This is a genomic window from Catenulispora pinistramenti (genome assembly GCF_018274385.1).
Classification (GTDB): domain Bacteria; phylum Actinomycetota; class Actinomycetes; order Streptomycetales; family Catenulisporaceae; genus Catenulispora; species Catenulispora pinistramenti.
The window spans coordinates 1-21,059 of record NZ_JAAFYZ010000132.1 but is presented as its reverse complement, the minus strand read 5'-3'; the positions used below and the strand labels follow the sequence as shown (position 1 = coordinate 21,059).

General features: G+C 70.1%; 21 protein-coding genes and 1 pseudogene. 10 read left to right on the top strand and 12 right to left on the bottom strand.

Annotated features, from left to right (window positions below; translation table 11 throughout):
- Window positions 1–2: 2 nt before the first annotated feature.
- The 4 genes from KGQ19_RS30765 to KGQ19_RS30750 all read right to left on the bottom strand — a co-directional run bounded on the left by KGQ19_RS30765 (window position 3) and on the right by KGQ19_RS30750 (window position 3,788).
- Window positions 3–755, bottom strand: a complete 753-nt coding sequence (locus KGQ19_RS30765) for a DUF4097 family beta strand repeat-containing protein (protein WP_212015546.1) — start codon at window positions 753–755, stop codon at window positions 3–5.
- A 9-nt stretch (window positions 756–764) separates the two neighbouring features.
- Window positions 765–1,511 carry a DUF4097 family beta strand repeat-containing protein gene (locus KGQ19_RS30760; RefSeq protein ID WP_212015544.1) on the bottom strand — a complete coding sequence of 249 codons (747 nt, stop codon included), beginning with the start codon at window positions 1,509–1,511 and terminating at the stop codon, window positions 765–767.
- A gap of 176 nt (window positions 1,512–1,687) precedes the next feature.
- Window positions 1,688–2,572, bottom strand: a complete 885-nt coding sequence (locus tag KGQ19_RS52150) for an acyl-CoA dehydrogenase family protein (RefSeq protein ID WP_212015542.1) — start codon at window positions 2,570–2,572, stop codon at window positions 1,688–1,690.
- A gap of 73 nt (window positions 2,573–2,645) precedes the next feature.
- Window positions 2,646–3,788, bottom strand: a complete 1,143-nt coding sequence (locus tag KGQ19_RS30750) for an acyl-CoA dehydrogenase family protein (RefSeq protein ID WP_212015533.1) — start codon at window positions 3,786–3,788, stop codon at window positions 2,646–2,648.
- Between the two features lie 42 nt (window positions 3,789–3,830).
- On the opposite strand from KGQ19_RS30750, the gene KGQ19_RS30745 reads away from it, so the two are divergent.
- The 6 genes from KGQ19_RS30745 to KGQ19_RS30720 all read left to right on the top strand — a co-directional run bounded on the left by KGQ19_RS30745 (window position 3,831) and on the right by KGQ19_RS30720 (window position 8,633).
- Window positions 3,831–5,015, top strand: coding sequence for an acyl-CoA dehydrogenase family protein (locus tag KGQ19_RS30745; protein WP_212015531.1), 1,185 nt, complete (start codon window positions 3,831–3,833; stop codon window positions 5,013–5,015).
- Window positions 5,012–5,812 carry an SDR family oxidoreductase gene (locus tag KGQ19_RS30740; RefSeq protein ID WP_307856563.1) on the top strand — a complete coding sequence of 267 codons (801 nt, stop codon included), beginning with the start codon at window positions 5,012–5,014 and terminating at the stop codon, window positions 5,810–5,812. The genes KGQ19_RS30745 and KGQ19_RS30740 overlap by 4 nt, the downstream gene beginning before the upstream one ends.
- Window positions 5,805–6,398: a TetR/AcrR family transcriptional regulator gene (locus KGQ19_RS30735; RefSeq protein WP_212015529.1), complete on the top strand. Its 594-nt coding sequence runs from the start codon at window positions 5,805–5,807 to the stop codon at window positions 6,396–6,398. Before KGQ19_RS30740 ends, KGQ19_RS30735 begins: the two co-directional genes overlap by 8 nt.
- A 67-nt stretch (window positions 6,399–6,465) precedes the next feature.
- The gene (locus KGQ19_RS30730; RefSeq protein WP_212015526.1) at window positions 6,466–7,617 is read left to right on the top strand and encodes an acetyl-CoA C-acetyltransferase; all 1,152 of its coding nucleotides are present in this window, start codon (window positions 6,466–6,468) and stop codon (window positions 7,615–7,617) included.
- Window positions 7,618–7,787: 170 nt separating this feature from the next.
- Window positions 7,788–8,252, top strand: a complete 465-nt coding sequence (locus KGQ19_RS30725; RefSeq protein ID WP_212015523.1) for a hypothetical protein — start codon at window positions 7,788–7,790, stop codon at window positions 8,250–8,252.
- Between the two features lie 144 nt (window positions 8,253–8,396).
- The gene (locus tag KGQ19_RS30720; protein ID WP_212015521.1) at window positions 8,397–8,633 is read left to right on the top strand and encodes a hypothetical protein; all 237 of its coding nucleotides are present in this window, start codon (window positions 8,397–8,399) and stop codon (window positions 8,631–8,633) included.
- Window positions 8,634–8,821: 188 nt separating this feature from the next.
- Here KGQ19_RS30720 and KGQ19_RS30715 read toward each other — a convergent pair.
- Window positions 8,822–9,106: pseudogene (locus KGQ19_RS30715) on the bottom strand (cell division protein CrgA); the annotation flags it as partial.
- Between the two features lie 137 nt (window positions 9,107–9,243).
- Between KGQ19_RS30715 and KGQ19_RS30710 the strand changes: the two are divergent.
- Window positions 9,244–10,431 (top strand): alkane 1-monooxygenase, encoded by a 1,188-nt coding sequence (locus KGQ19_RS30710; protein WP_212015515.1) that lies wholly within the window; start codon window positions 9,244–9,246, stop codon window positions 10,429–10,431.
- Between the two features lie 206 nt (window positions 10,432–10,637).
- On the opposite strand, the gene KGQ19_RS30705 is transcribed toward KGQ19_RS30710, so the two are convergent.
- From KGQ19_RS30705 to KGQ19_RS30680, 6 genes are read right to left on the bottom strand one after another with little or no spacing between them, the layout of a single operon-like run.
- A complete protein-coding gene (locus KGQ19_RS30705; RefSeq protein WP_230419705.1) occupies window positions 10,638–11,720 on the bottom strand; it encodes a helix-turn-helix transcriptional regulator in 1,083 nt (360 codons plus the stop codon).
- A 36-nt stretch (window positions 11,721–11,756) separates the two neighbouring features.
- Window positions 11,757–12,347 (bottom strand): GNAT family N-acetyltransferase, encoded by a 591-nt coding sequence (locus KGQ19_RS30700; RefSeq protein ID WP_212015512.1) that lies wholly within the window; start codon window positions 12,345–12,347, stop codon window positions 11,757–11,759.
- Window positions 12,348–12,357: 10 nt separating this feature from the next.
- Window positions 12,358–13,428 (bottom strand): NAD(P)H-dependent flavin oxidoreductase, encoded by a 1,071-nt coding sequence (locus tag KGQ19_RS30695; RefSeq protein WP_212015510.1) that lies wholly within the window; start codon window positions 13,426–13,428, stop codon window positions 12,358–12,360.
- A 7-nt stretch (window positions 13,429–13,435) separates the two neighbouring features.
- Window positions 13,436–14,194, bottom strand: coding sequence for a CoA-transferase subunit beta (locus tag KGQ19_RS30690; RefSeq protein ID WP_212015508.1), 759 nt, complete (start codon window positions 14,192–14,194; stop codon window positions 13,436–13,438).
- Entirely contained in the window at window positions 14,191–14,976 is a 786-nt protein-coding gene (locus tag KGQ19_RS30685) for a CoA transferase subunit A (RefSeq protein ID WP_212015579.1), read from the bottom strand. Before KGQ19_RS30685 ends, KGQ19_RS30690 begins: the two co-directional genes overlap by 4 nt.
- A 2-nt stretch (window positions 14,977–14,978) precedes the next feature.
- Window positions 14,979–15,737: an enoyl-CoA hydratase family protein gene (locus KGQ19_RS30680; RefSeq protein ID WP_212015500.1), complete on the bottom strand. Its 759-nt coding sequence runs from the start codon at window positions 15,735–15,737 to the stop codon at window positions 14,979–14,981.
- A gap of 183 nt (window positions 15,738–15,920) precedes the next feature.
- Here KGQ19_RS30680 and KGQ19_RS30675 point away from each other — a divergent pair, with 183 nt between their 5' ends.
- The 3 genes from KGQ19_RS30675 (at window position 15,921) to KGQ19_RS30665 (ending at window position 18,949) form a co-directional block, all read left to right on the top strand.
- Entirely contained in the window at window positions 15,921–16,889 is a 969-nt protein-coding gene (locus tag KGQ19_RS30675) for a hypothetical protein (RefSeq protein ID WP_212015498.1), read from the top strand.
- Between the two features lie 195 nt (window positions 16,890–17,084).
- The gene (locus KGQ19_RS30670; RefSeq protein WP_212015496.1) at window positions 17,085–18,092 is read left to right on the top strand and encodes an ATP-binding cassette domain-containing protein; all 1,008 of its coding nucleotides are present in this window, start codon (window positions 17,085–17,087) and stop codon (window positions 18,090–18,092) included.
- A gap of 47 nt (window positions 18,093–18,139) precedes the next feature.
- Window positions 18,140–18,949, top strand: coding sequence for an ABC transporter permease (locus tag KGQ19_RS30665; RefSeq protein WP_212015493.1), 810 nt, complete (start codon window positions 18,140–18,142; stop codon window positions 18,947–18,949).
- Here KGQ19_RS30665 and KGQ19_RS30660 read toward each other — a convergent pair.
- A partial coding sequence (locus tag KGQ19_RS30660) for an ATP-binding protein (protein WP_438801884.1) occupies window positions 18,931–21,059 on the bottom strand: 2,129 nt, incomplete at its 5' end. The genes KGQ19_RS30665 and KGQ19_RS30660 overlap by 19 nt on opposite strands.

Here is a 21,059-nt window from a genome sequence, read left to right as displayed (position 1 = left end):
CGCTACTTGACCGTGACGGGGGAGTTGGTGGTCCGCACCGTGATCAGGTTCGGGGAGTGGCGGTCCGAGCCGTCTTCCAGATTCGGGTCGCCGTTGGTGGTCTGGACGTCGTCGAAGTAGCTGGTGCGACCGTCGGTGGTGATGTCGACCGGCGAGTTGGTGGTCAGCGCCGTGATGTTCTTCGGGCCGCCGACGAAGGCGGCCTTGATCGGGGCGTTCGTGGTCTTCAGGTACGTGTCGCCGCCGCCGAGCCGGTCCGCGGTGATGCCGCCGTTCGTGGTCTTCAGGTTCACGGACCCGGACACGTTGCTTACCTGGACACCGCCATTGGTGGTCACCACCTGCACCGAAACGGACGACGGTACCTGGATGTCGATGTCCGCGGTGCCGCACTCGCCGTTGTCGCAGACCTTTGACAGAGTCAGCACGCCGTTCGCGAGACTCTGGCCGAGGGATACCGGATGGCTGTCGCCGCCCAACTCGCCCCATTGCAACGTGGCGTGCCCGGTCACGCCGGGAACCGCGGCGCTGCCGGTGATGTGCACCGAGCTGTCGGTGTCGGACACCACGATCTTCTCGACCGGGCCGGCCTGGTTGATGTCCACCTGCTCGGTCTTCTCGGTCACGGAGCCGGACACCACGAGCGCGGTGGCGCCGGCCGGGACCGCGATCGCGGCGACGATGCCGAGCAGGGCGACGGTGCTGATCCGGACGGTCGTGATCGGGCGGCGGGTCGGGGTGGGTTCGGAAGTCATGTCAGGGCCCTAACTGATGGTCACGTCGCCGTTGGTGGTGGTCACGTCGATCTCGTTCGCCGACATGCGGTCCCGCACGTTGGACAGCTGCTGTGTGCCGTTGGTGACGTGGACCGCGTCGTAGTACGCGGTGCTGCCGTCGGTGGTGATGTGCACGTCGGCGTTGGTGGTGCCGGCGGTGATCCGGGACGGCGCGCCCCGGAACGAGGCGTCGATGCCGCCGTTCGTCGTCTTGAAGGAGCAGTTCGCCGACCCCAGTCCGTCGGCCTCGATCCCGCCGTTGCTCGTCGTCAGCACGGCGGCGCCGCCCACCCCGTTGAGCACGATCTGCCCATTGGAGGTGGTGGCCTGTACCGAGACGGACGCGGGCACCGTCAGTGTGATGTCGATCGGCCCGCACCCGCCGTCGGAGCAGTCCTTGGTGAGCGTCAGCACCCCGCCGGCGACACTCTGCCGCAGCGCCGCCCGCTTCCCGCCCTTGCCCTTCCACTGCACGACGGCCTGCCCGTCCACGCCGGTGGCCGCCGGATCGCCGGAGATCTGGACGTCGCTCTCGGAGTCGTCCACGACGACCCGCGTGATCGGTCCCGCGGCCTGGATCGCGACCTGCGCCTGCTGGTCGGTGACCCGGGTGGACATCCCCATCGTGGCGACGGCGACCGGCACGCTCACGGCCACGATCACGCCGGCCATGGCGAGGCTGCTCATCCGCAGGGCGCCGATCGGGGCGCGGGGCGGGGTGGCGTCGAAGGTCATGAGTAGATGGTGGCTCGGCGGCGCGGGTCGGGGCGATGGGGGTAACCCCACTCTTGGGCGGTACTCACCCTACCCGCGGCGATCTTGGGACGGTGCGGACCGCCGCCGGAGAAGCCACCGAATAGCGCCCCTGGCCTGTGTGAATCCCATAAGTCCCGGGAATCACGGATGCCGGGTCAAAGCTCCCCGAGGTGCCGGAGCAGCCGATCGCGGTGGAAGGCGGGGCCGCCCCAGGCGGAGTGCAGCGACCGGATCTTCTTGAAGTAGACGGACAGGTCGTACTCGTCGGTGTAGCCGATGGCGCCATGGAGCTGGAGCGCAGCCCGCGCCGCACGGTAGGCGGCCTCGCTCGCGGCGGCCTTCGCCGCGGAGACATCGCGCGGGTCGGCGCTGAGCGCGGCGGCGAAGACGAGGGGCCGGGCGAACTCCAGGCCGGTGTGCGCATCGGCGAGGCGGTGCTTGACGGCCTGGTACTCGCCGATCGCGCGGCCGTACTGAACGCGCTGCTTGGTGTAGGCGACGGTCATATCGAGGGCCGCACGCCCCAGGCCCAGGAGCTGCGCGGCGGTGAGGAGCGCGGCGGTGTCGAGGATTAGCTCGGCGGGCGCGGGCGCGGGCTGGGGCTGCTCGGCGACGCGGAAGAGCGTTCGGGTGGGGTCCAGCGAGGCGACGGGCTGCGACTCGGCGGCGGGGAAACAGGCCTCTGCCATATCGGCATTCGGCGCGTAGGGCGAGACCGGCGGCACGGCGGCGGTCACGATCGCCCCGGCGGCGATGCGTGGCCGCCACTCGGGGAGCGCGGTCGCGACCGCGAGGGATTCCGGATAGGGGCCGGGAGCCGCGTGGTAGCCGATGCGCTCCATGGCGGCACACAGCTCGACCGGGTACTCCCCGGCCAGCGAGTGCACGCCGATGGCCGCCAGTCCGCGCCAGATCTCCAGCCCCGGCTTGGTGTCACCCGCCGCCCAGGCGCGCGCCGCGGCAACGCCGTTCGCGTCGCGCAACAAGGAGTCGACCGCATCACGGAAGTCGCGTTGCTCCTCGGTCAGTGCGAACCTCACAGCGTCGCCTCCTCAGCTCGCGCCTGACCACAAGCGGTACCGGACATCAGAATCCCGCCGCGCGGCACCCCTGTCACCGAGCCCCCCTCGGCAACCCGAGTACCCGCTCGGCCACCACATTCCGTTGCACCTCATTCGTCCCGGCGTAGATCGGTCCGGCGAGCGCGAACAAGTAGCCGGCCATCCAGGCCGAGTCCAGCCGCTCCGCGTCCGGGCCCAGCAGATCCAGCGCCGTCTCGTGCATCGCCAGGTCCAGCTCCGACCAGAACAGCTTGTTCACGCTCGTCTCGGCCCCCAGCGTGCCGCCGTCCGCGATCCGCGCCGCGGTCTCGAAGGTCGCCAGCCGGTAGGCCCGCGCGCCGATCCATGCGTCCGCGACCCGGTCGCGGAACTCGGCCGGCCGGCCCGCCGCCTGCCACAACGACACCAGCCGTGCGGCCGTGGCCAGGAACCGCCCCGGCGAGCGCAGGTAGAGTCCGCGCTCCTTGCCGGCGGTGGCCATCGTCACCTTCCAGCCCTCGCCGACGCCGCCGAGCACGTCCGCGTCGGGCACGTACACCGCGTCGAAGAAGAGTTCTGCGAAGCCCGGCTCGCCGTCGAACTGCGGGATCGGGCGTACGGTGATTCCCGGTGCGGTCAACGGGAACAGGAAGTACGTCAGTCCTTGATGACGCTCGGCCGCCGGGTCGCTGCGGAACAGGCCGAAGCCCCAGTCCGCGAACGTCGCACGCGAGGACCACGTCTTCTGTCCCGACAGCAGCCATCCGTCGTCCGACGGCGCCCGCACCGCCGTGGAACGCAGCGATGCCAGGTCCGAACCGGCCTCCGGCTCGGACCACACCTGCGCCCAGATCTGCTCGCCGGAGGCCATCGCGGGCAGGAACCGGGCCTTCTGCGCGGCGCTCCCGTGGTCCAGGATCGACGGGGCCAGCAGGTTGATCCCGTTCTGCGACACGCGTCCCGGGGCGCCGGCGGCCCAGTACTCCTCCTCGAAGATCAGCCACTCGGTGATCGACGCGCCGCGACCGCCGTATTCGGCCGGCCACGACACCACCGAACAGCGCTCCTGGAACAACTCGAGTTCCCAGCGGCGGTGCGCCTCGAAGCCCTCGGCGGTGTCCATCGACGGCAGCGGCTCGGCCGGCAGGTGGGCGGCCAGCCAGGTCCGCACCGTCGCCCGGAACTCCTCCTCGGCTGTGCTGAAGCTCAGGTCCACGCGGCCTACCGTACCAAGCAAACGATTGGTAGGGTAGACTCCGTGGACCTCACCGACACCGCCGAGGACGAAGCGTTCCGTGCCGAGGTCCGGGCCTGGCTCCACGACCACCTGACCGGCGAATTCGCCGAAGCCAAGGGATTGGGCGGGCCGGGGCGCGAGCACGAGGCCTTCGACCTCCGCCTCGACTGGGACCGCAACCTCGCGCAACACGGCTGGACTTGCTTGGACTGGCCCAAGGAGCACGGAGGCCGGGCCGCCAGCGTCGCGCAGCAGGTGATCTTCCACGAGGAGTACGCCCGCGCCGACGCCCCGATCCGGGTCAGCCACATCGGGGAACAGCTCCTCGGTCCGACGCTCATCGCCTTCGGCACCGAGGAACAGAAGCAGCGCTTCCTGCCCGGGATCCGCGACGTGACAGAGCTCTGGTGCCAGGGCTATTCCGAACCCGACGCCGGCTCCGACCTCGCCAACGTCAAGACCACGGCCGTGCTCAGCGAAGACGGCACCGAGTGGATCCTCAACGGTCAGAAGGTCTGGACGTCGCTGGCGCACCTGGCCGACTGGTGCTTCGTCGTCGCCCGCACCGACCCCGGGGCACCGAAACATCGAGGCCTGTCATACCTGCTGGTCCCGATGAAGCAGCCCGGCGTCGAAGTCCGGCCGATCCTGCAGCTGACCAAGACCTCCGAGTTCAACGAGGTCTACTTCACCGACGCCCGCACAGCGGCGGTGAACGTCGTCGGGGCGGTGAACGACGGTTGGCGGATCGCGATGGCCACGCTCGGCTTCGAGCGCGGCGTGTCGACGCTCGGCCAGCAGATCGGCTTCCGGCGCGAGCTGGACGCGCTCATCGAGCTGGCCCGCCGGACCGGCGCGCTGGACGAGCCGCTGATCCTGGACCGCCTCACCCGCGCCGGTATCGGCCTGGACGTCCTGCGCCTCAATGCCCTGCGTTCGCTGACCGGTCTCGCCTCCGGCGTACCGGGCCCGGCGGCCTCGATCGCGAAGCTGGCCTGGGCCCGCTGGCACCGCGACCTCGGCGAGCTGGCGATGGACGTGCTCGGCCCGGCCGGCACCGTCACCGGACCCGACTACGACCTGGACGAATGGCAGCGGCTGTGGTTGTTCAGCCGCGCCGACACCATCTACGGCGGATCCGATGAGATCCAGCGGAACGTCATCGCCGAGCGCGTTCTCGGCCTGCCCAAGGAGCCGCGAGCGTGAGTGCAGCAAACGGGATCCCCGCGCCTCCCTACGTCCCCGGCCACAACCTGCTGGCCGACAAGAACATCGCCGTCACCGCCGCCGCCGGAACCGGCATCGGCGCCGCGGCCGCTCGCCGCTGTCTGGAAGAAGGTGCGCGCGTCGTCGTCAGCGACCACCACGAACGTCGCTTGGAGGAGACCCGTACGGCGCTCGCCAAGGACTTCGGCGAGGACCATGTCCACGCCATCGTCTGCGACGTCACCCGCGAGGAGCAGGTCCAAGCCCTGATCGACGGCACCGCCGAGCGCTTCGGGAGCCTCGACGTCCTGATCAACAACGCCGGCCTGGGCGGCACCGCCTCAGTCCTGGACATGACCGACGACCAGTGGCTGCGGGTCCTGGACGTCACCCTGAACGGCACCTTCCGCTGCACCCGCGCCGCTCTGCGCCGGATGCGCGACCAGGGCTCCGGCGGCGCCGTCGTCAACAACGCCTCGGTGATCGGCTGGCGCGCGCAGGAGGGCCAGGCGCACTATGCCGCAGCGAAGGCCGGGGTCATGGCCCTGACCCGCTGCTCGGCCCTGGACGCCGCCCCCTACGGTGTCCGGGTGAACGCCGTCGCGCCCTCGCTGGCCATGCACCCGTTCCTGGCCAAGGTCACGACCGACGAACTGCTGGCCGAGCTGACCGCCCGCGAGGCGTTCGGGCGCGCCGCCGAGCCCTGGGAGGTCGCGAATGCCATGGTGTTCCTGGCAAGCGACTATGCCTCCTACCTGACCGGTGAAGTCCTCTCCGTTTCGAGCCAACATGCCTAAGCCACCTGCCTCCGACCGCCGCGCCGAACTGCTGAACCTGGCCGCCGGCCTGTTCGCCGAGCGCGGATACAAGAACACGACGGTGCGCGACATCGCCGACGCCGCCGGGATCCTGTCCGGGAGTCTCTACCACCACTTCGACTCCAAGGAGACGATGGCGGACGAGATCCTGCGGACCTTCCTGGACGAGCTCTTCCGCGACTACCGCGCCATCGTCGAGCGGGAGAGCGATCCACGCCGCGCCTTCGAGCAGTTGGTCGACGCCTCGTTCCAGGCCATCGACCGCAGCCACGCGGCGATCGCGCTGTATCAGAACGAGGCGAAGCAGCTGCGGCAGTCACCGCGCTTCGCGTACCTGGACGAGACCGACCGCGAGTTCCGCGAGATCTGGCTGGGGACGCTGGAGAAGGGGATCGCGTCCGGCGCGTTCCGAGCGGATCTGGACGCGACCATGGCGTATCGGTTCGTGCGCGACACGGTGTGGGTGGCGGTGCGCTGGTACGCGCCAGGCGGGAAGCTCACGGCCGACGCGGTCTCGGCGCAGTACCTCTCCATGATCCTCGAAGGGTTCCAGAGCCGGGATTAGCAGTACCTGGCAGTACCTGTCAGGGCAGTACCTGGCAGGGCAGTACCTAGCAGGGAGTGATGCAGCCATGGCCGAGGCCTACATAGTCGGGGCACTGCGGACGGCGGTCGGGCGCAAGAAGGGCGCGCTGGCCGCGGCCCACCCGGCCGACCTGGGAGCACACGTCATCAAGGCGGTCGTGGACGCGGCCGGGGTGGATCCGGCGGCCGTGGACGACGTCGTGTTCGGCTGCGTCGACACCATCGGGCACCAGGCCGGCGACATCGCCCGCACCGCGTGGCTGGCCGCCGGGCTGCCCGAGGAGGTGCCCGGTGTGACCGTGGACCGGCAGTGCGGCTCTTCGCAGCAGGCGGTGCACTTCGCGGCGCAGGCGGTGATGAGCGGGACGGCGGATCTCGTGGTGGCCGGCGGCGTGCAGAACATGTCGCAGATCCCGATCGCGGCGGCGATGACGGTCGCCGCGCAGTTCGGCATCACCGATCCGTTCTCCGGATCGAAGGGCTGGAAGGCACGCTACGGCGACCAGCCGGTGACGCAGTTCCACGCGGCCGAGCTGATCGCGGAGAAGTGGGACGTCTCGCGGGAAGCGATGGAGGCGTACGCGCTGGAGTCGCATCGGCGCGCGCTCACCGCGATCGACGAAGGACGGTTCGAGCGCGAAATCGTGCCGTACGAAGGCTTCGCGGTGGACGAGGGCCCGAGGCGGGACACGTCGCGGGAAGCGATGGCCGGGCTCCGGACGCTGGTCGAGGGCGGCCGACTCACCGCGGCGGTCTCGTCGCAGATCTCTGATGCCTCCGCCGCGCTCCTCATCGCCTCCGAGGACGCGGTACGGACCCACGGCCTCACCCCGCGCGCCCGGATCCATCACCTGTCGGTCCGCGGCGCCGACCCGATCTACATGCTCACCGCGCCGATTCCGGCCACCGCGCACGCCATGAAGAAGGCCGGCATGAAACTGGACGACATGGACCTCGTGGAGATCAATGAGGCTTTTGCGTCCGTGGTTCTGGCCTGGGCCCGGGAGACGGACGCCGATCTCGCCAAGGTGAACGTCAACGGCGGCGCCATCGCGCTGGGCCATCCGCTCGGCGCCACCGGCGCGCGACTGATGACCACGCTCCTGCACGAGTTGGAGCGCACCGGCGGCCGCTACGGGCTCCAGACGATGTGCGAGGGCGGCGGTCAGGCCAACGTGACCATCATCGAAAGACTCTGATCTGCGACGTCTTCCCGCGCCGGGATCGTCCGCCGGATCGGCGGCGGATCGCTATGGGTCCGGCCGTGCGATCCCCTGTGAACTGTTCGCCGAAACGTATGCGATCCGTGATGCTTATCAGTTCGTGAAGCCCGTGACCGAGCTGATCCCCGGCAGTACTCTGAAAGGCGATGAACCTGAACTGGAAAGCCGGCGCAGCAGTCGCCGCCGCGGTGCTGCTGCTGGTGCTCATCGTGCGGCCGACCAGCTCGGGGCACCACTTCAAGGTGACCGCCACCGAGTACGACTGCAACGTCAAGATCAGCGACGATCCGCGCCCGCTGAACAAGGAAGTCCTGTCGACGGTGAGCATAAAGTGCGCCACGCCGCCGAAGCAGACGAACCTGGTGCTCCAGCTCCAGTACCACAAGGCCGGCACCACCCTGTGGGCGAACGCCGGCGACGCTCGCGCGTTCACGGGGATGCCGACCCCGAACTATCAGGACATTAACATCACGCAGCCCTGCGTGGCCGGCAGCTGGCGTATCGAGTACTCGCTCGGCGGCGTCGCCTCGGTCCTCGGGACCAACTTCCAGCAGCCGCCGCAGTTCGGCAGCGGCAAGGACATCAGCGACTCCCAGTGCGTCAACTCCTGAGTCCATCGCACCTGCTCTGACCAGGGATTTCATCCTTGGTGATCACCCACGCGGAGGTATCGGAGTGCGCGCGCTCCGGGCCGGTCATGCGAGCCTGCTTAGGGCACCCTACGTGCCTGACTGGTTACTCGAAGGAGTACTCGCATGCGTAAGATCGCCACCATCGCTGCCGGCGCCGCACTCGCGGCCGGCGTAGTCCTGGTCCCGGTCGCTACTGCCAGCGCGGCCACGTCTGCCGCCGCTAGCTCCCCGGTCACCAACGTCCACCCGCGCGTATCCCTCTACGACTGCATCGTATCGGGCGGCCAGGTCTTGGAACTCTCGCCTGGTTACGGCTACTGCGTGGGTGGCTATCTCGACGGCCAGCCGGTCTGGTGGTAATCGCATAGCAAGGCAGGAACCATAGGTTCGGCATGGGCACAGCAAGCATGGGTCTCCGCGTCCGCCAGACGCGGAGACCCATGCTTGTGTTGGGAATCCGGCTCTGTCTTTAGCTCGCAGTCTTGGCTCGCAGTCTTGGCTCGCAGTCTTGGCTCGCAGTCTTGGCTCGCAGTCTTAGCTCACGGTCTTCAGCCGGCGTTGCCCGCGGCCGACCCGCCGCCGCTCCGCTCCGCGTGTGCCGCGCGCGCCTCCCGCCGGCTCTTCTCCAGCGGGTCACCGTGCCAGGCCATCGACAGGCCGATGAACAAGCCCAGTAACACTCCCACGATCGCGTAGTTCCACCCGCCGAGGGCGTGTTGTCCGGGGATCGGCGCGAGGGTGTATGTCAGGATCCAGGCGGTGGCCACCACGAGGCAACCGAGGATCACCGCACCGAACCACGGGGGCGAGGGCTTGTCATTCATGGCGCTCCTGTCAACTCGGACCCTTGCCCTGCAGTGTGATGCGTGCCACTCTCATTGTGCAAGGGATCCAATAGCGGAATCCCTCGAAAGCGTGCCGGAGAACGACAGAACGCAACAGACGGGATCGGACAGCGGGAGGCTGTGACATGTCGGCGTCTACCCTCAGCACCAGCGAGCTGCGACCGGAGGCGCAGGCCTGGCAGGACGGCAAACGCTACCTGTGGCCGCTGGCCCTGGTGGTACCGATCCTCCCTTACGTGGGCTTCGGCCTGTGGCACCGCTTCGACAACGCGCTGGCCTGGTACCTGACCCCGTTCCTGGTCTACGTCGTGGTGCCGGTCGGGGACTGGCTGATCGGTGAGGACGCCGCCAACCCGCCGGTGGAGCGGGAGGCGCAGCTCCAGTCGGCTTGGTACTACCGCGTTCTGACGTTCCTGTATCTACCGCTGCAATTCGGCTCGCTGGTGCTCGGCGCGTGGGCCTGGAGCCAGCCGCACGTCAACCTGGCGTCCAAGGTCGGCATCGTGATCACCATCGGCATCGTGACCGGCATCGCCATCAACACCGCGCACGAACTCGGGCACAAGCGCGAGGAAGTGGAGCGCTGGCTGTCGAAGATCGCGCTGGCGCCGTCCGGCTACGGGCACTTCTACGTCGAGCACAACCGCGGGCACCACGTGCGGGTCGCGACGCCCGAGGACCCGGCGTCGGCGCGCCTGGGCGAGTCCTTCTACCGCTTCTGGCCGCGTACCGTGTGGGGCTCGCTGAAGTCGGCGTGGGATCTGGAGACGAAGAAGCACCGGCTGCGCAAGCGTTCGCCGTGGTCGCTGCGCAACGACCTGCTGAACGCCTGGCTGATGACGGTGCTCCTGTTCGCGGCGCTGACCGTCTGGTTCGGCGTCGGCGTGCTGCCGTTCCTGCTGCTGCAAATGGTGTTCGGCTTTTCGTTGCTGGAGATCGTGAACTATCTGGAGCACTACGGCCTGCTGCGTCAGCGCACTGAGAGCGGCCGCTACGAGAAGGTCGAGCCGGTCCACAGCTGGAACAGCGACCGGCTGTCGACGAACGTCTTCCTGTACCAACTCCAGCGGCACAGCGACCACCACTCCTACCCGAACCGCCGCTACCAGGTCCTGCGCTCGTTCGACGAAGCGCCGCAGCTGCCCGGCGGCTACGCGACGATGATCGTGGTCGCGCTGTTCCCGCCGGCCTGGCGCCGATTGATGGACCAGCGCGTGCTCGACCACTACGACGGCGACGCGCTGAAGGCGAACTTGACGCCGAGGCTGCGGGCCAAGTACGAGGCCGAGGCTGAGGCGGCAGTGCGGGGCTGAGGCGGCACGAGGCTGAGCCACGCAGCCGGGTAGGGCAGGGCCGGGCTCCTTCACACGGTTCTTACTCCCTCACATGATGGAGTGGATGCGTAGAAAGGCTCCCCGGCCCTTGACCCACCCGACCCAGGCGTGTTGATATCACTCACGCAGGGATGCCGACCCGAGGGGTGGTTTCCTTTGCGTTCCCCGATGTCGCTCTGGTATCGCTACCGGTTCGGCGCGTTCTTGTTCTGCGCCCTGCTGGTATTGGCGGCGTCGGTGGGTACGGCCGCGGCCGTGATCGCGGCCTGGGTGGCCGAATAGGCGGCGCCGTACAGCTGGGCCAGCCCCGCGGCCGTCTCCGCGATCCGCTCCCGCAACGTCTCCGGCGCCAGCACCTCGACCCCGGCGCCCAGCTTCAGGAATTCGCCGTGGGCGTGGGTCAGCGACTCGATCGGCACCGTCGCCTTCACCCAGCCGGCCCGCTCGCAGTCGTCCTCGGCGGTGGTGTCCACCGCCTTCACCACATCGGCGGCCATCACCTCCGCCAGCCGCTGCCGGCCGCCCGGCGAGAGCCGGATCAGCGCCTCGCCCTGGATCAGCCGGGTCCGGAACTCCGCGACCTGTCGGGCCCAGTACGAGTCGAGGTCGAAGTCCGCCGGCCGCTCGAAGCGCGAGTCGTCGTCCTCCAGCGCGGTCAGTTCCAGGATCTGGTTCACGCGGTAGGTGTTCACCCGCCCCGCCGATTCCGCGACGGCGTACCACTTCCCGGTCTTCAGCACGATCCCGTACGGCGCCAGCGTCCGCTCGACCTCCGTCGGCTCCGTCCACCGCCGGTACAGCACCCTGATACGCCGTTGGTTCCACACCGCCTCGGCGACCGCGGGCAGGAAGGCGCTGGTGTCCCCGTCGTCGTACCAGCCGGGCGCGTCGAGCAGGAAGCGCTCCTGGATCCGGCCGCTGCGGTCGGCCAGCTCCGGCGGCAGTGCGGCCTTCACCTTCAGCTGCGCCGCGGCCATCACCGAGCCCAGTCCCAACTCGGCCGCCGGTCCCGGCAGCGCGGCCAGGAACATCGCTTGCGCCTCGTCCGCCGACAGGCCGGTCAGCCGGGTGCGGTACCCGGCCAGCAGCTGGTAGCCGCCGGCCGGGCCGGCGTCGCCGTAGAGCGGGATGCCGGCCTCGTGCAGCGATTCGACGTCCCGGTAGATGGTGCGGACCGAGACCTCCAGCTCGTCGGCGAGTTGCTGGGCCGTCATGCGTCCCCGCGTCTGCAACAGCAGGAGCAGGGAGAGGAGTCGACTGGCGCGCATAGCTGGATTATCCGTCCAGCCGCCGACAGTTTCGCGCTACGCCGTGAACCCGGTGCGGACCTTGGTGCCGCCGCTCGCGGCCCGGGCCTGCTCGAAGTCCGCGCGCACAAGGGCGTAAACCACCATGTCGCGGTACTCGCCGGCCCGGAAGTGGCAGCCGCGGGTGATGCCCTCGCGCAGCAGCCCGGCCTTCTCCAGCGACCGCTGCTCGGCCAGGTTCTCGACGTCCGTCGAGGCCTCCACCCGGTTCACCGTCGTGTTCTCGAACAGGTACGCCACCAGGAGCCGCTGCGCCTCGGTGCCGTAGCCCTTGCCCCGGCCGGCCGGGATCAGGCCGATGCCGAAGTTCAGGCCCGGGGCCGGGACCGGGCCGTAGTGCACCGGGTGCCAGCTGACGTGGCCGATGTACTCGCCGTCGGCCTCGACCGCGAGCCGGCCGTTCAGATCGCCCCACTTCTGGTAGGCCTCGCCCGATTCCACGGTCTTGCGCAGCCTGTTCGGGTCGATGAAGCCGTAGAAGCTGTAGGGGTCGTTCTCGGGGGTCGACACGTTCGCCTCGTCGATGGCGCAGTCTTCCAGCGTGATCGGTCGGAGCCGGACCGTGGTCGCGGGGGTGTCGTAAGTCATAGACGCCAAGTTAGCCCACTACCGTCGCGGACGTCCTGGCCATTGTCGCGACCGCCTCGGCGATGACCCGGTCCACCAGTTCCTCGCAGCTCGGCAGGTCGTCGATCAGTCCCACGACCTGGCCGGAAGACAGCACGCCGGCCGCCGGGTTCCCCTGGACCAGCCCGGCCTTCAGCAGCATCGGGGTGTTCGCGGCCATCACCACCTGGCCGAGCCGCAGGCCGTGGTGCCTGCGCATGGCCAGGCCGTCCTTGACCATCGCCCGCAACGACATCCCGGTCATCTTCTTGAACGCCAGGCCGTTGCGCGCCGAGCGCACGAGCGAGCTGACGCGTCCGGAGCCCTCGATCCGCTCCACCAGGCCGGTGCGGAGCACCCGGTGCGGCACGCCGTCGATCTTCGGCGTCGCGACGGTCCCGTTGACGTCCTTGGCCAGATACAGCGCCTTCACGGCTTCGGGGACGCGGGAGTCGGACGTCAGCAGGAACCGTGTTCCCATCGCGACGCCCTCGGCGCCAAACGCCAGCGCCGCGGCCAGTCCGCGTCCGTCGAAGAAGCCGCCGGCCGCCAGCACCGGGATGTCCACGGCCGCGGTGATCTGCGGCAGCAGCAGGCTGGTGGCGACGCCGCCGGTGTGCCCGCCGCCTTCGCCGCCCTGCACGATGACCGCGTCCACGCCCCAGGCCGCGACCTTTTCGGCGTGCCGCTTCGCGCCGATCGAGGGGACCACGACGGTCCCGGCGTCCTTGAGCTTCGCGATCAGCTCTTGTCTGGGGGCCAGGGCGAAGGACGCGACGCGCACGCCTTCCTTGATCAGCAGGTCCACGCGTTCGGCGGCGTCGGCGGCGTCAGCCCGCAGATTCACCCCGAATGGAGCATCAGTACGCTCCTTCACTTCGCGGATCGCCGCCGCCAGCTCGTCGTAGGACATGGTCGCCGAGGCCAGGATCCCCAGCGCTCCGGCCCGGGCCGTCGCCGTCACCAGGTGCGGGCCGGCGACCCAGCCCATGCCGGTCTGCACGATCGGGTGCCGGACGCCGACGAGGTCGGTCCAGCGTGTGCGGATCCGCTGCTCCAGCATGCCTGGCTCAGCCCCTTTTGGCGGACGGGACTTCGCGCTCGCGGGTGTTCCTCGGGTCCAGGACCTCGCGGATCAGGCGCAGCGCCTCGGCGTCCGGTTCCGGGGTCGTCGCCGGGTTGTCCGTGCCGACCAGGACGAAGCCGGTGGCCTCGACCACGTCGTCGATCGAGACGCCCGGATGGATCGAGCGGATCCGCATCCGGTTGTCCCTGGTCTGGAAGTCGAACACGGCCAGGTTCGTCACCACCCGGCGCAGTTCGTGGAACCGTGCTGCGTGCCCGATGCCGCGTGCCCGGTCGTATCCGAGCCCTGAGACGACGTCCACCTGCTCCACGAACACCTTCGGCGAGTGGGCGGCGATCCAGTAGCTGGTCGGGTGGTTGATGGTGTTGCCCGGCGCGCCGCGCACGCCGATCAGCTGCGCCTTGGGCCGGGTGAAGTCCGAGCCGATCGCGGAGATGTTCTGGTTGCCGAACTTGTCGAGCTGGCTGGCGCCCATCATCACGTGCCGGGAGCCGTGCCAGACGAAGTCGAAGAGCTGGCGGTAGGGGATGTGCGCCTCGACATGGGAATCGGCGCCCGTGGGGTCGGTCAGGTAGTCGGCGCCGCCGTCGGAGAGCATGAGGCCGGGGGCGAACGTCAGCTTGGCCAGCCGGGCGCCGATGGCCGGGATCAGGCCCATCGGGGAGGCGATGATCTCCTCGTCGCCGCGCCAGGCCTCGGCGCAGGCGGCCACGCAGATCTCGGCGCGGGTCACGTCGCTCATCGGCTTGCCTCCACGAAGATCTCGCCGGCCGCGTATGCCTTCTGTGCCGCCTCGTCGCGGCCGTAGTCCGGCACGCAGCTGGTGAACCCGGCGCCGCCGGGAGCCTCGACCACGCCGTCGACCATCATCCGGTTGATCCTCAGGGATTGCGGCGGTCCGGCGGCCAGCAGTTCGGCGGTGTCCACGATGCGCTCGCAGGAGACGTAGCGCTTCTCGGCGGCCAGGCAGTAGAGGTCGTCGAAGTAGATGTCAGGGCCCAGATACTGGGTGTTGCCGAACATGTCGGCCCGGTTCAGGTGGACCAGTGCCGCGTCCAGGTGGATCGCGGGCATGGCCAACAGTTTCTCGCCGTCGTCGTAGGGCGAGTCGACGGTGCGCAGGTCGTGGTTGTTGCGCATCACGTCCGAGCCGAGGCCGGAGCGGGTGGGGAGGAACGGCAGGCGGAGCGCGGCGGCGTACAGGCCCCATTGCAGGGCGCCTTCATCGAACTCCGACACCTCGATCCCGCCGTCTTGGCGGGCTTTGCGGAAGTGCGGGTCCAGGGGGATCGAGTCCAGGGACACGAAGCCGTAGACCGCCTTGCGGACCTTCCCGGTCGCGCACAGCATGCCGACGTCCGGGCCGCCGTAGGACACGACGGTCAGGTCCTTCAGGCTCGATTTGGCGATCGCGGTCACCAGCGCCATCGGCTTGCGCCGGGAGCCCCAGCCGCCGATGCCGATCGTCATCCCGTCGCGCAGCCCGGCCACGACGTCGTCGACGCCCATCCGCTTGTCGCGCATGCTCACGCCCCGCCTTCCACGAACTTGTCCCGTTCCTCGTCGGCCACCCCGGCCAGGTTGATCTCGAAGGTGAAGCCCTGCTCGTAGCGGTAGGAGCGCTTGACGTCGACCGGGTCGATGCCGTTCAGCGCGGCCTTGGCGGCCCGGATCACCGCCGGGTGCTTGGCGGCGATCTCGGCGGCGAGTTCCAGGGCGCGCTCGTGCAGCTTCTCGCGGGGGACGACGTCCCAGACCGAGCCGAACTCCAGCAGGCGCTGCGCGGAGACGGTGCGCGCGGTGTAGTACATGGTCCGCAGGTAGTGCTGGGGGACGAGCCGGCCCAGATGCGTCGCGGCACCGAGGGCGCCGCGGTCGACTTCCGGCAGGCCGAAGTACGCGTCGTCGGCCGCGACGATGCTGTCGGCGTTGCCCACCAAGCCGATCCCGCCGCCGACGCAGAACCCCGCGACCTCGGCGATCACCGGCACCGGGCAGTCGTAGACGGCGGCGAACGCGGCCGCGCAGCCGGCGTTGGCGCCGAGCAGCGCGTCGAAGCCGGGGGTGTTCTGCATCTCCTTGATGTCCACGCCGGCATTGAAACCGCGGCCCTCGGCGCGCAGGATGACCACACGGGTGTCAGGGTCCTGACCCGCGGCCCGCACCGCGTCGGCGAGCGCGAACCAGCCGGCCACCGGCAGCGCGTTCACCGGGGGCTGGTCGACGGTGACGGTGACGACGCCGCGATGCGCCGCGCCGGGCTCGCTGGTGCTGGTGACGGCCAAGGCGGCCTCCCGGGTCCGAGAAAGGGGGCAGTCGAGCAACCTAGCATTTGCTTGGTATCCTAGCGGTCGCTCGGAGGGGTGACCAGAGCGGCGGGAAACGCGCGTGTGACGGACAGTGGCCCTTGTAGGGAAACAGTGGCCCTTGTAGGGAAACCAGGACCGCGACCGATCGGAGCGCGCACGATGTCCCAGGACGACCAGCGGCGCAACCAGCCGAACGAGGATCCCGCCGAGGCGGCGCGGCGGCGGGCCCAGGCCGAGGCCGCGCGCCGGGATACGGGAACGGGATCCGGGATCAGTGCTGGAGCTGGAGCGGTTGCCGCCGAGCACCAAACGACTCCCCGCCGCGAGTTCCACGACCCCGGCGAAGGCGCCCCGCGCTACGCCGCCGTCGGCGAGCAGATCCCGCGGTCCGGGTCCGAGCAGTCCTGGAGCGCGGCGCCGCACCCCGGCTACCAGCCCGACCCGGCGCTCAACTACTCCAGCAAGCGCCTGCTGGCCAGTACCTTGATCGGCATCCTGTTGCTGGGCGGCGGCGTCGTCTACGTCTACCGCATCGTCAGCAACCGCTCCGGCAACGGTTTCGGTGGTGCGCCGTGGACCGCCGCGGTGAAGCACGACGGTGCCTACGTCGGCGGCATCAACGCCCAGAACGACGGCGCGGCGCAGCCGGTCGACCTGCCGCAGGGCGTCAGCCCCGGCTCGTCCGGGAACGCCGGGGCGGCCGCCGTCGGCAACGCGATCGCCACGTGCCGGGCTGCGACGGCCACCACGATCCCGGTGACCACTGCCACCGGCACCACGGCCACCATCGGCGACTGGGCCGTGCGCGCCACTCCGAGCGTGCAGATCCTGCGCTCCGACGCCGCTACCCTGCAGACCGCCCTCACCCTCGGGCACGTTGCCGCGGTGGCCAATGCGGCGAACACCTTGTGCACGACCATCCCGCACCTCGGGGGCCTGCCGCCGATGCCGGACGCGGCCGGCTCCCAGGCGTGGTCGTCCGCCATCAGCGCCTTCTCCACCGCCGCGACCGAGTCGCTGCAGGGCGCCAGCGGCAACCCGGACGCCACGGCGGCGGCCTTCGACGGCCTGAACGAGGGCGACATGCAGCTGAACGCGCTGTCCGCACGGATCGCCGCCGCGACCTGATCGCAGTACCGCATCAGCCCCGCATCAGCCCCGCATCAACGCTCCGACCTGCGCCTGAGCCCGCACTGGCAGCCGCTGACAGCCTCCGCGTCAGCGGCTGTCAGCCGCTGTCAGCGCCGTGTGCGCGGCCTATCAGCGGCCTCGCGCATCCTCGTAGTCGTACCAAGACGACGACTACCCAGAGGGGACGGGGCGATGACCTCCTACGCGATCGAGGCCGAGGGCCTGCAGAAGTCCTTCGGCGAGACGAAGGCGCTCAAAGGCGTGGACCTGTACGCCGCCCCGGGCACCGTGCACGCGGTCCTCGGCCCGAACGGCGCCGGCAAGACCACCAGCGTCCGGATCCTGGCCACGCTGATCAAGGCCGACGCCGGCTGGGCCCGGATCGGCGGCTACGACGTGGCCAAGCAGGCCGAGAAGGTCCGCGCCACGATCGGCCTGACCGGCCAGTACGCCTCGGTCGACGAGGACCTGACCGGCATGGAGAACATGGAGCTGATCGGCCGCCTGCTGGACCTGTCCAAGCGCGACGCCCGGGCCCGCGCCGCCGAACTGCTGGAGTGGTTCGACCTCACCGAGGCCGCCAAGCGCCCGGCCAAGACCTACTCCGGCGGCATGCGCCGGCGCCTGGACCTGGCGGCCTCGCTGGTCGGCCGGCCCGCGGTGATCTTCCTGGACGAGCCCACCACCGGCCTGGACCCGGCCAAGCGCGAGGACATGTGGGGCGTGGTCCGGCGGCTGGTCGCCGAGGGCTCCACGGTCCTGCTCACCACGCAGTACCTGGAGGAGGCCGACGCGCTGGCCGACGAGGTGACGGTGATCGACCGCGGCCAGGTGATCGCCCACGACACCCCGCTGGGCCTCAAGCGCGTCGTCGGCGGCCAGCGGCTGACCGTGCAGCCGCTGGACCCGGCGCGCCTGGCCGAGGCCGCGGCGCTGCTCCAGCAGGTGTCCGGGAACAAGGCCGAGTCGCCGCGCACCGGCGTGGTGTCGGTGCCGGTGAAGGACGACGCCGCGCTGACCGAGACCGTGGCCCGGCTGTCCGCGGCCGGGATCGGCGTGACCGAGCTGTCGCTGCACCTGCCGAGCCTGGACGAGGTGTTCTTCTCGCTGGTCGGCCGCCGGGCCGGGGACGACCGGCCGGCCGCGGCGGCCCCGAGTGAGCGTGCCGACACCGAGGCGTCCGCCCCGGTCGCGGTCTGACCGCCACTGAATCAGAACCCAGACCAACTTTTCCGAGGGGACCCACCATGACCGCCATCACCGCCGATCCGGTAGGCGCCACGACCGTCAGCACCAAGCCGTTCAAAGTCATCCGTCACAGCGCCGCCCTGGCCAAGCGCAGCCTGCTCAAGACCATGCGCACCCCCGAAGCGCTGCTGGACGTGACGCTCCAGCCGGTGATCTTCCTGCTGCTGTTCACCTACGTCTTCGGCGGCGCGATCGCCGGATCGCAGAAGACTTACTTGCAGTACCTGTTGCCCGGCATCCTGGCGCAGACCATCGCGATGAGCGCCACGGCCATCGGCGTGAACATGAACACCGACATCTCCAAGGGTGTCTTCGACCGCTTCCGATCGCTGCCGATCGCCAGGTCGGCACCGCTGGTCGGCGCGGTGCTCGCGGACTTCGTCCGCTACGCGCTGGTCGCCGTCATCACCCTGAGCGTCGGCTACGCCATGGGCTTCCGGATCCACACCAACCCGTTGGAGGCCGGGGCGGCGCTGCTCATCGCGGTGGCCTTCGCGCTGGCGATGAGCTGGGTGTCGGTGTTCCTCGGGATGGTGGCCCGCACCCCGGGCTCGGTGCAGGGGATCATGATCCTGGTGGTCCTGCCGCTGAGCTTCGGCAGCAACACCTTCGTGCAGACCGGGACGCTGCCCGGCTGGTTGCAGGGCTTCGTCAAGGTCAACCCGATCACCCACCTGGCCGGCGTCTCGCGCGGGCTGTTCCTGGGCGGGCCGGTCGCCGACCACATGCTGTGGACGTTCGGCTGGATCATCGGCCTGACCGCCGTGTTCATGCCGCTGGCGCTGCGGGCCTACGGCCGCAAGGTCTGACGCATGACCTCGGGGTCGGTCAGGACATCGTCCGGCAGGCCCAGGACGCGCGCGACGAGAGCCCGGTTCTCGTCGCGCGCGGCGTTCTTCCCGACCGCGTAACAGGACTCGTAGTCAGGACGGTCATGCAGTCGTGCCTCCAGCGCCAGCCGTTCGGTGTCGCTCTGGTCCGCGGCGCCGAGCATCTCCTCGGCGGCGCCGAGGAGCCGGATGGCGACCTCGGTCTGGCCGGTGGCCTCCGCGTAGCGGGCCGTGCCCACCGTCATCCGGGCCTGGATGGGCATGTCGCGCGTGATGAGGCCGTAGCTGTAGGCCCGGCACAGGGCGGCCCGCGCCGGCTCGGCCTCGCCGTCGTCCAGGTGCAGCATCGCGGCAGTGGCCTCGCGGAACGCCAGCAGCTGCGGCGGGCCCTTCCAGTCTTCGATGAACTCGACCTCGGCCATCCGCAGGTAGTCCCAGGCCTGCTCGCGTTCTCCGATGTGCCGGTGGAGCTCGGCCAAGCCCAGCAGCGCCACGAAGCAGCTCATCGCCGATCCCGAGCGCTGCGCGTCCGCCAGCACCTCCTCCAGCAATTCGCGGGCGTCGTCGTTCTGGCCGAGCCGGGCCAGCAGTTGGGCCTGGCCGATCTGGATCTGGCTGGCGCTGGTGAAGGCGTTTATCTCGCGGATCAGCTCCAGCGACCGCCTCTGCAGCCCCAGGGCCGTCTGGTCGTCGCCGTCGGTGATCGCCAGCTGCGCCAGGCCGTTGAGGGCGGCCGACAGACCCCAGCGCTCGCCGATCTCTTCGAAAGTCTTCCGGGCCCGTTCCAGGTCCGCGCGCACCGGTGCGCGGACCCCGGCGTTCTCCGCGGACATGCCGCGCATCAGGTAGACCATGGCGCCGACCCACGGGTCCGGGTGGTCACCGTGCTTGTCGACCATGGCCTGCAGCCGTTCCCGGTCGTCGTTGAGCATCGGCACGATGACGGAGACCAGGGCCAGCAGCGGATGCTCGAAGGAGCCCAGCTCGGCGATCGAGTCGGAGACGTCCTGGGTCAGCCGCGGGATCTCGTCCCACAGATAGTCCTCGAACACGGCCGTGACCCGCTCGAAGATGGCGACGATCGTGCGCGCTTCCTTCGACGAGGGCCCCGGCACGGCCAGCGCCGACTGCATCCAGGCCCGGCCCTCCTGGGTCTGGTCGCCGAGCGTCCAGTACCAGGACATCGCGGCGGCGATGCGGATCGCGGTGTCGGCGTCCTGGTCGGCGGCCGCGAATCGCAGCGCGGCCAGGATGTTGTCGCGTTCGGCGTTGAGCCGCATGATCCACTCCATCTGGGTGGCGCGCCTCAGATGCGGTTCCGCGGTCTCGGTCAGGCGCAGGAAGAACGCGGCGTGCGCCCGCCGGACGTCGGCCAGCCGGCCGGCCCCGCTGAGCCGGTCGGCGCCGTACTCGCGCAGCGTCTCCAGCATGCGGAAGCGCGGGTCCTGGCCGGGCTCGGTCGGCACGGCCTGCAGCAGCGACTTGTCGATCAGCGCCGAGAGCAGGTCGAACGCGGTGTCAGGATCCAGACCCGGGGTCACCGCGGCCGCGGCCTCGGCGGTCACCCCGCCGGGGAAGACGGCCAGCCGCTCGGCCAGATCGCGCTCGTCGTCGGACAGCAGCTCCCAGCTCCACTCCACGACGGCGCGCAGCGTCTGGTGCCGGGGCATCGCGGTGCGGCTGCCGCCGGTGAGCAGCCGGAAGCGGTCGCCGAGCCGGCCGGCGATCTGGTGCAGCGGCAGGGTGCGCAGCCGGGCCGCGGCCAGCTCGATGGCCAGCGGCAGGCCGTCGAGGCTGCGGCAGACGCGGACGACGTCCGGGAGCGTGTCGGCGTCGACGGTGAAGTCCGGGACGACGGCGGCCGCGCGGTCGGCGAAGAGCCGGACCGCGGGATAGGTCAGGAGGGTGTCGGCGACGGTCAGCGAGTTGGGGTCGGTGAGCGGGTTGGGGTGCGGGGTACTGCGCGAGCCGGAACGCGAGCCGGTGGACAGGCCGGCGTGTGGGCCGGGGTGCGGGGCGACGCTCGGCGTGGGATCGGTGTGCGAGCTGATGCGCGGGTCGGTGCGCGGCACGGGGTGGGCGACCGGGG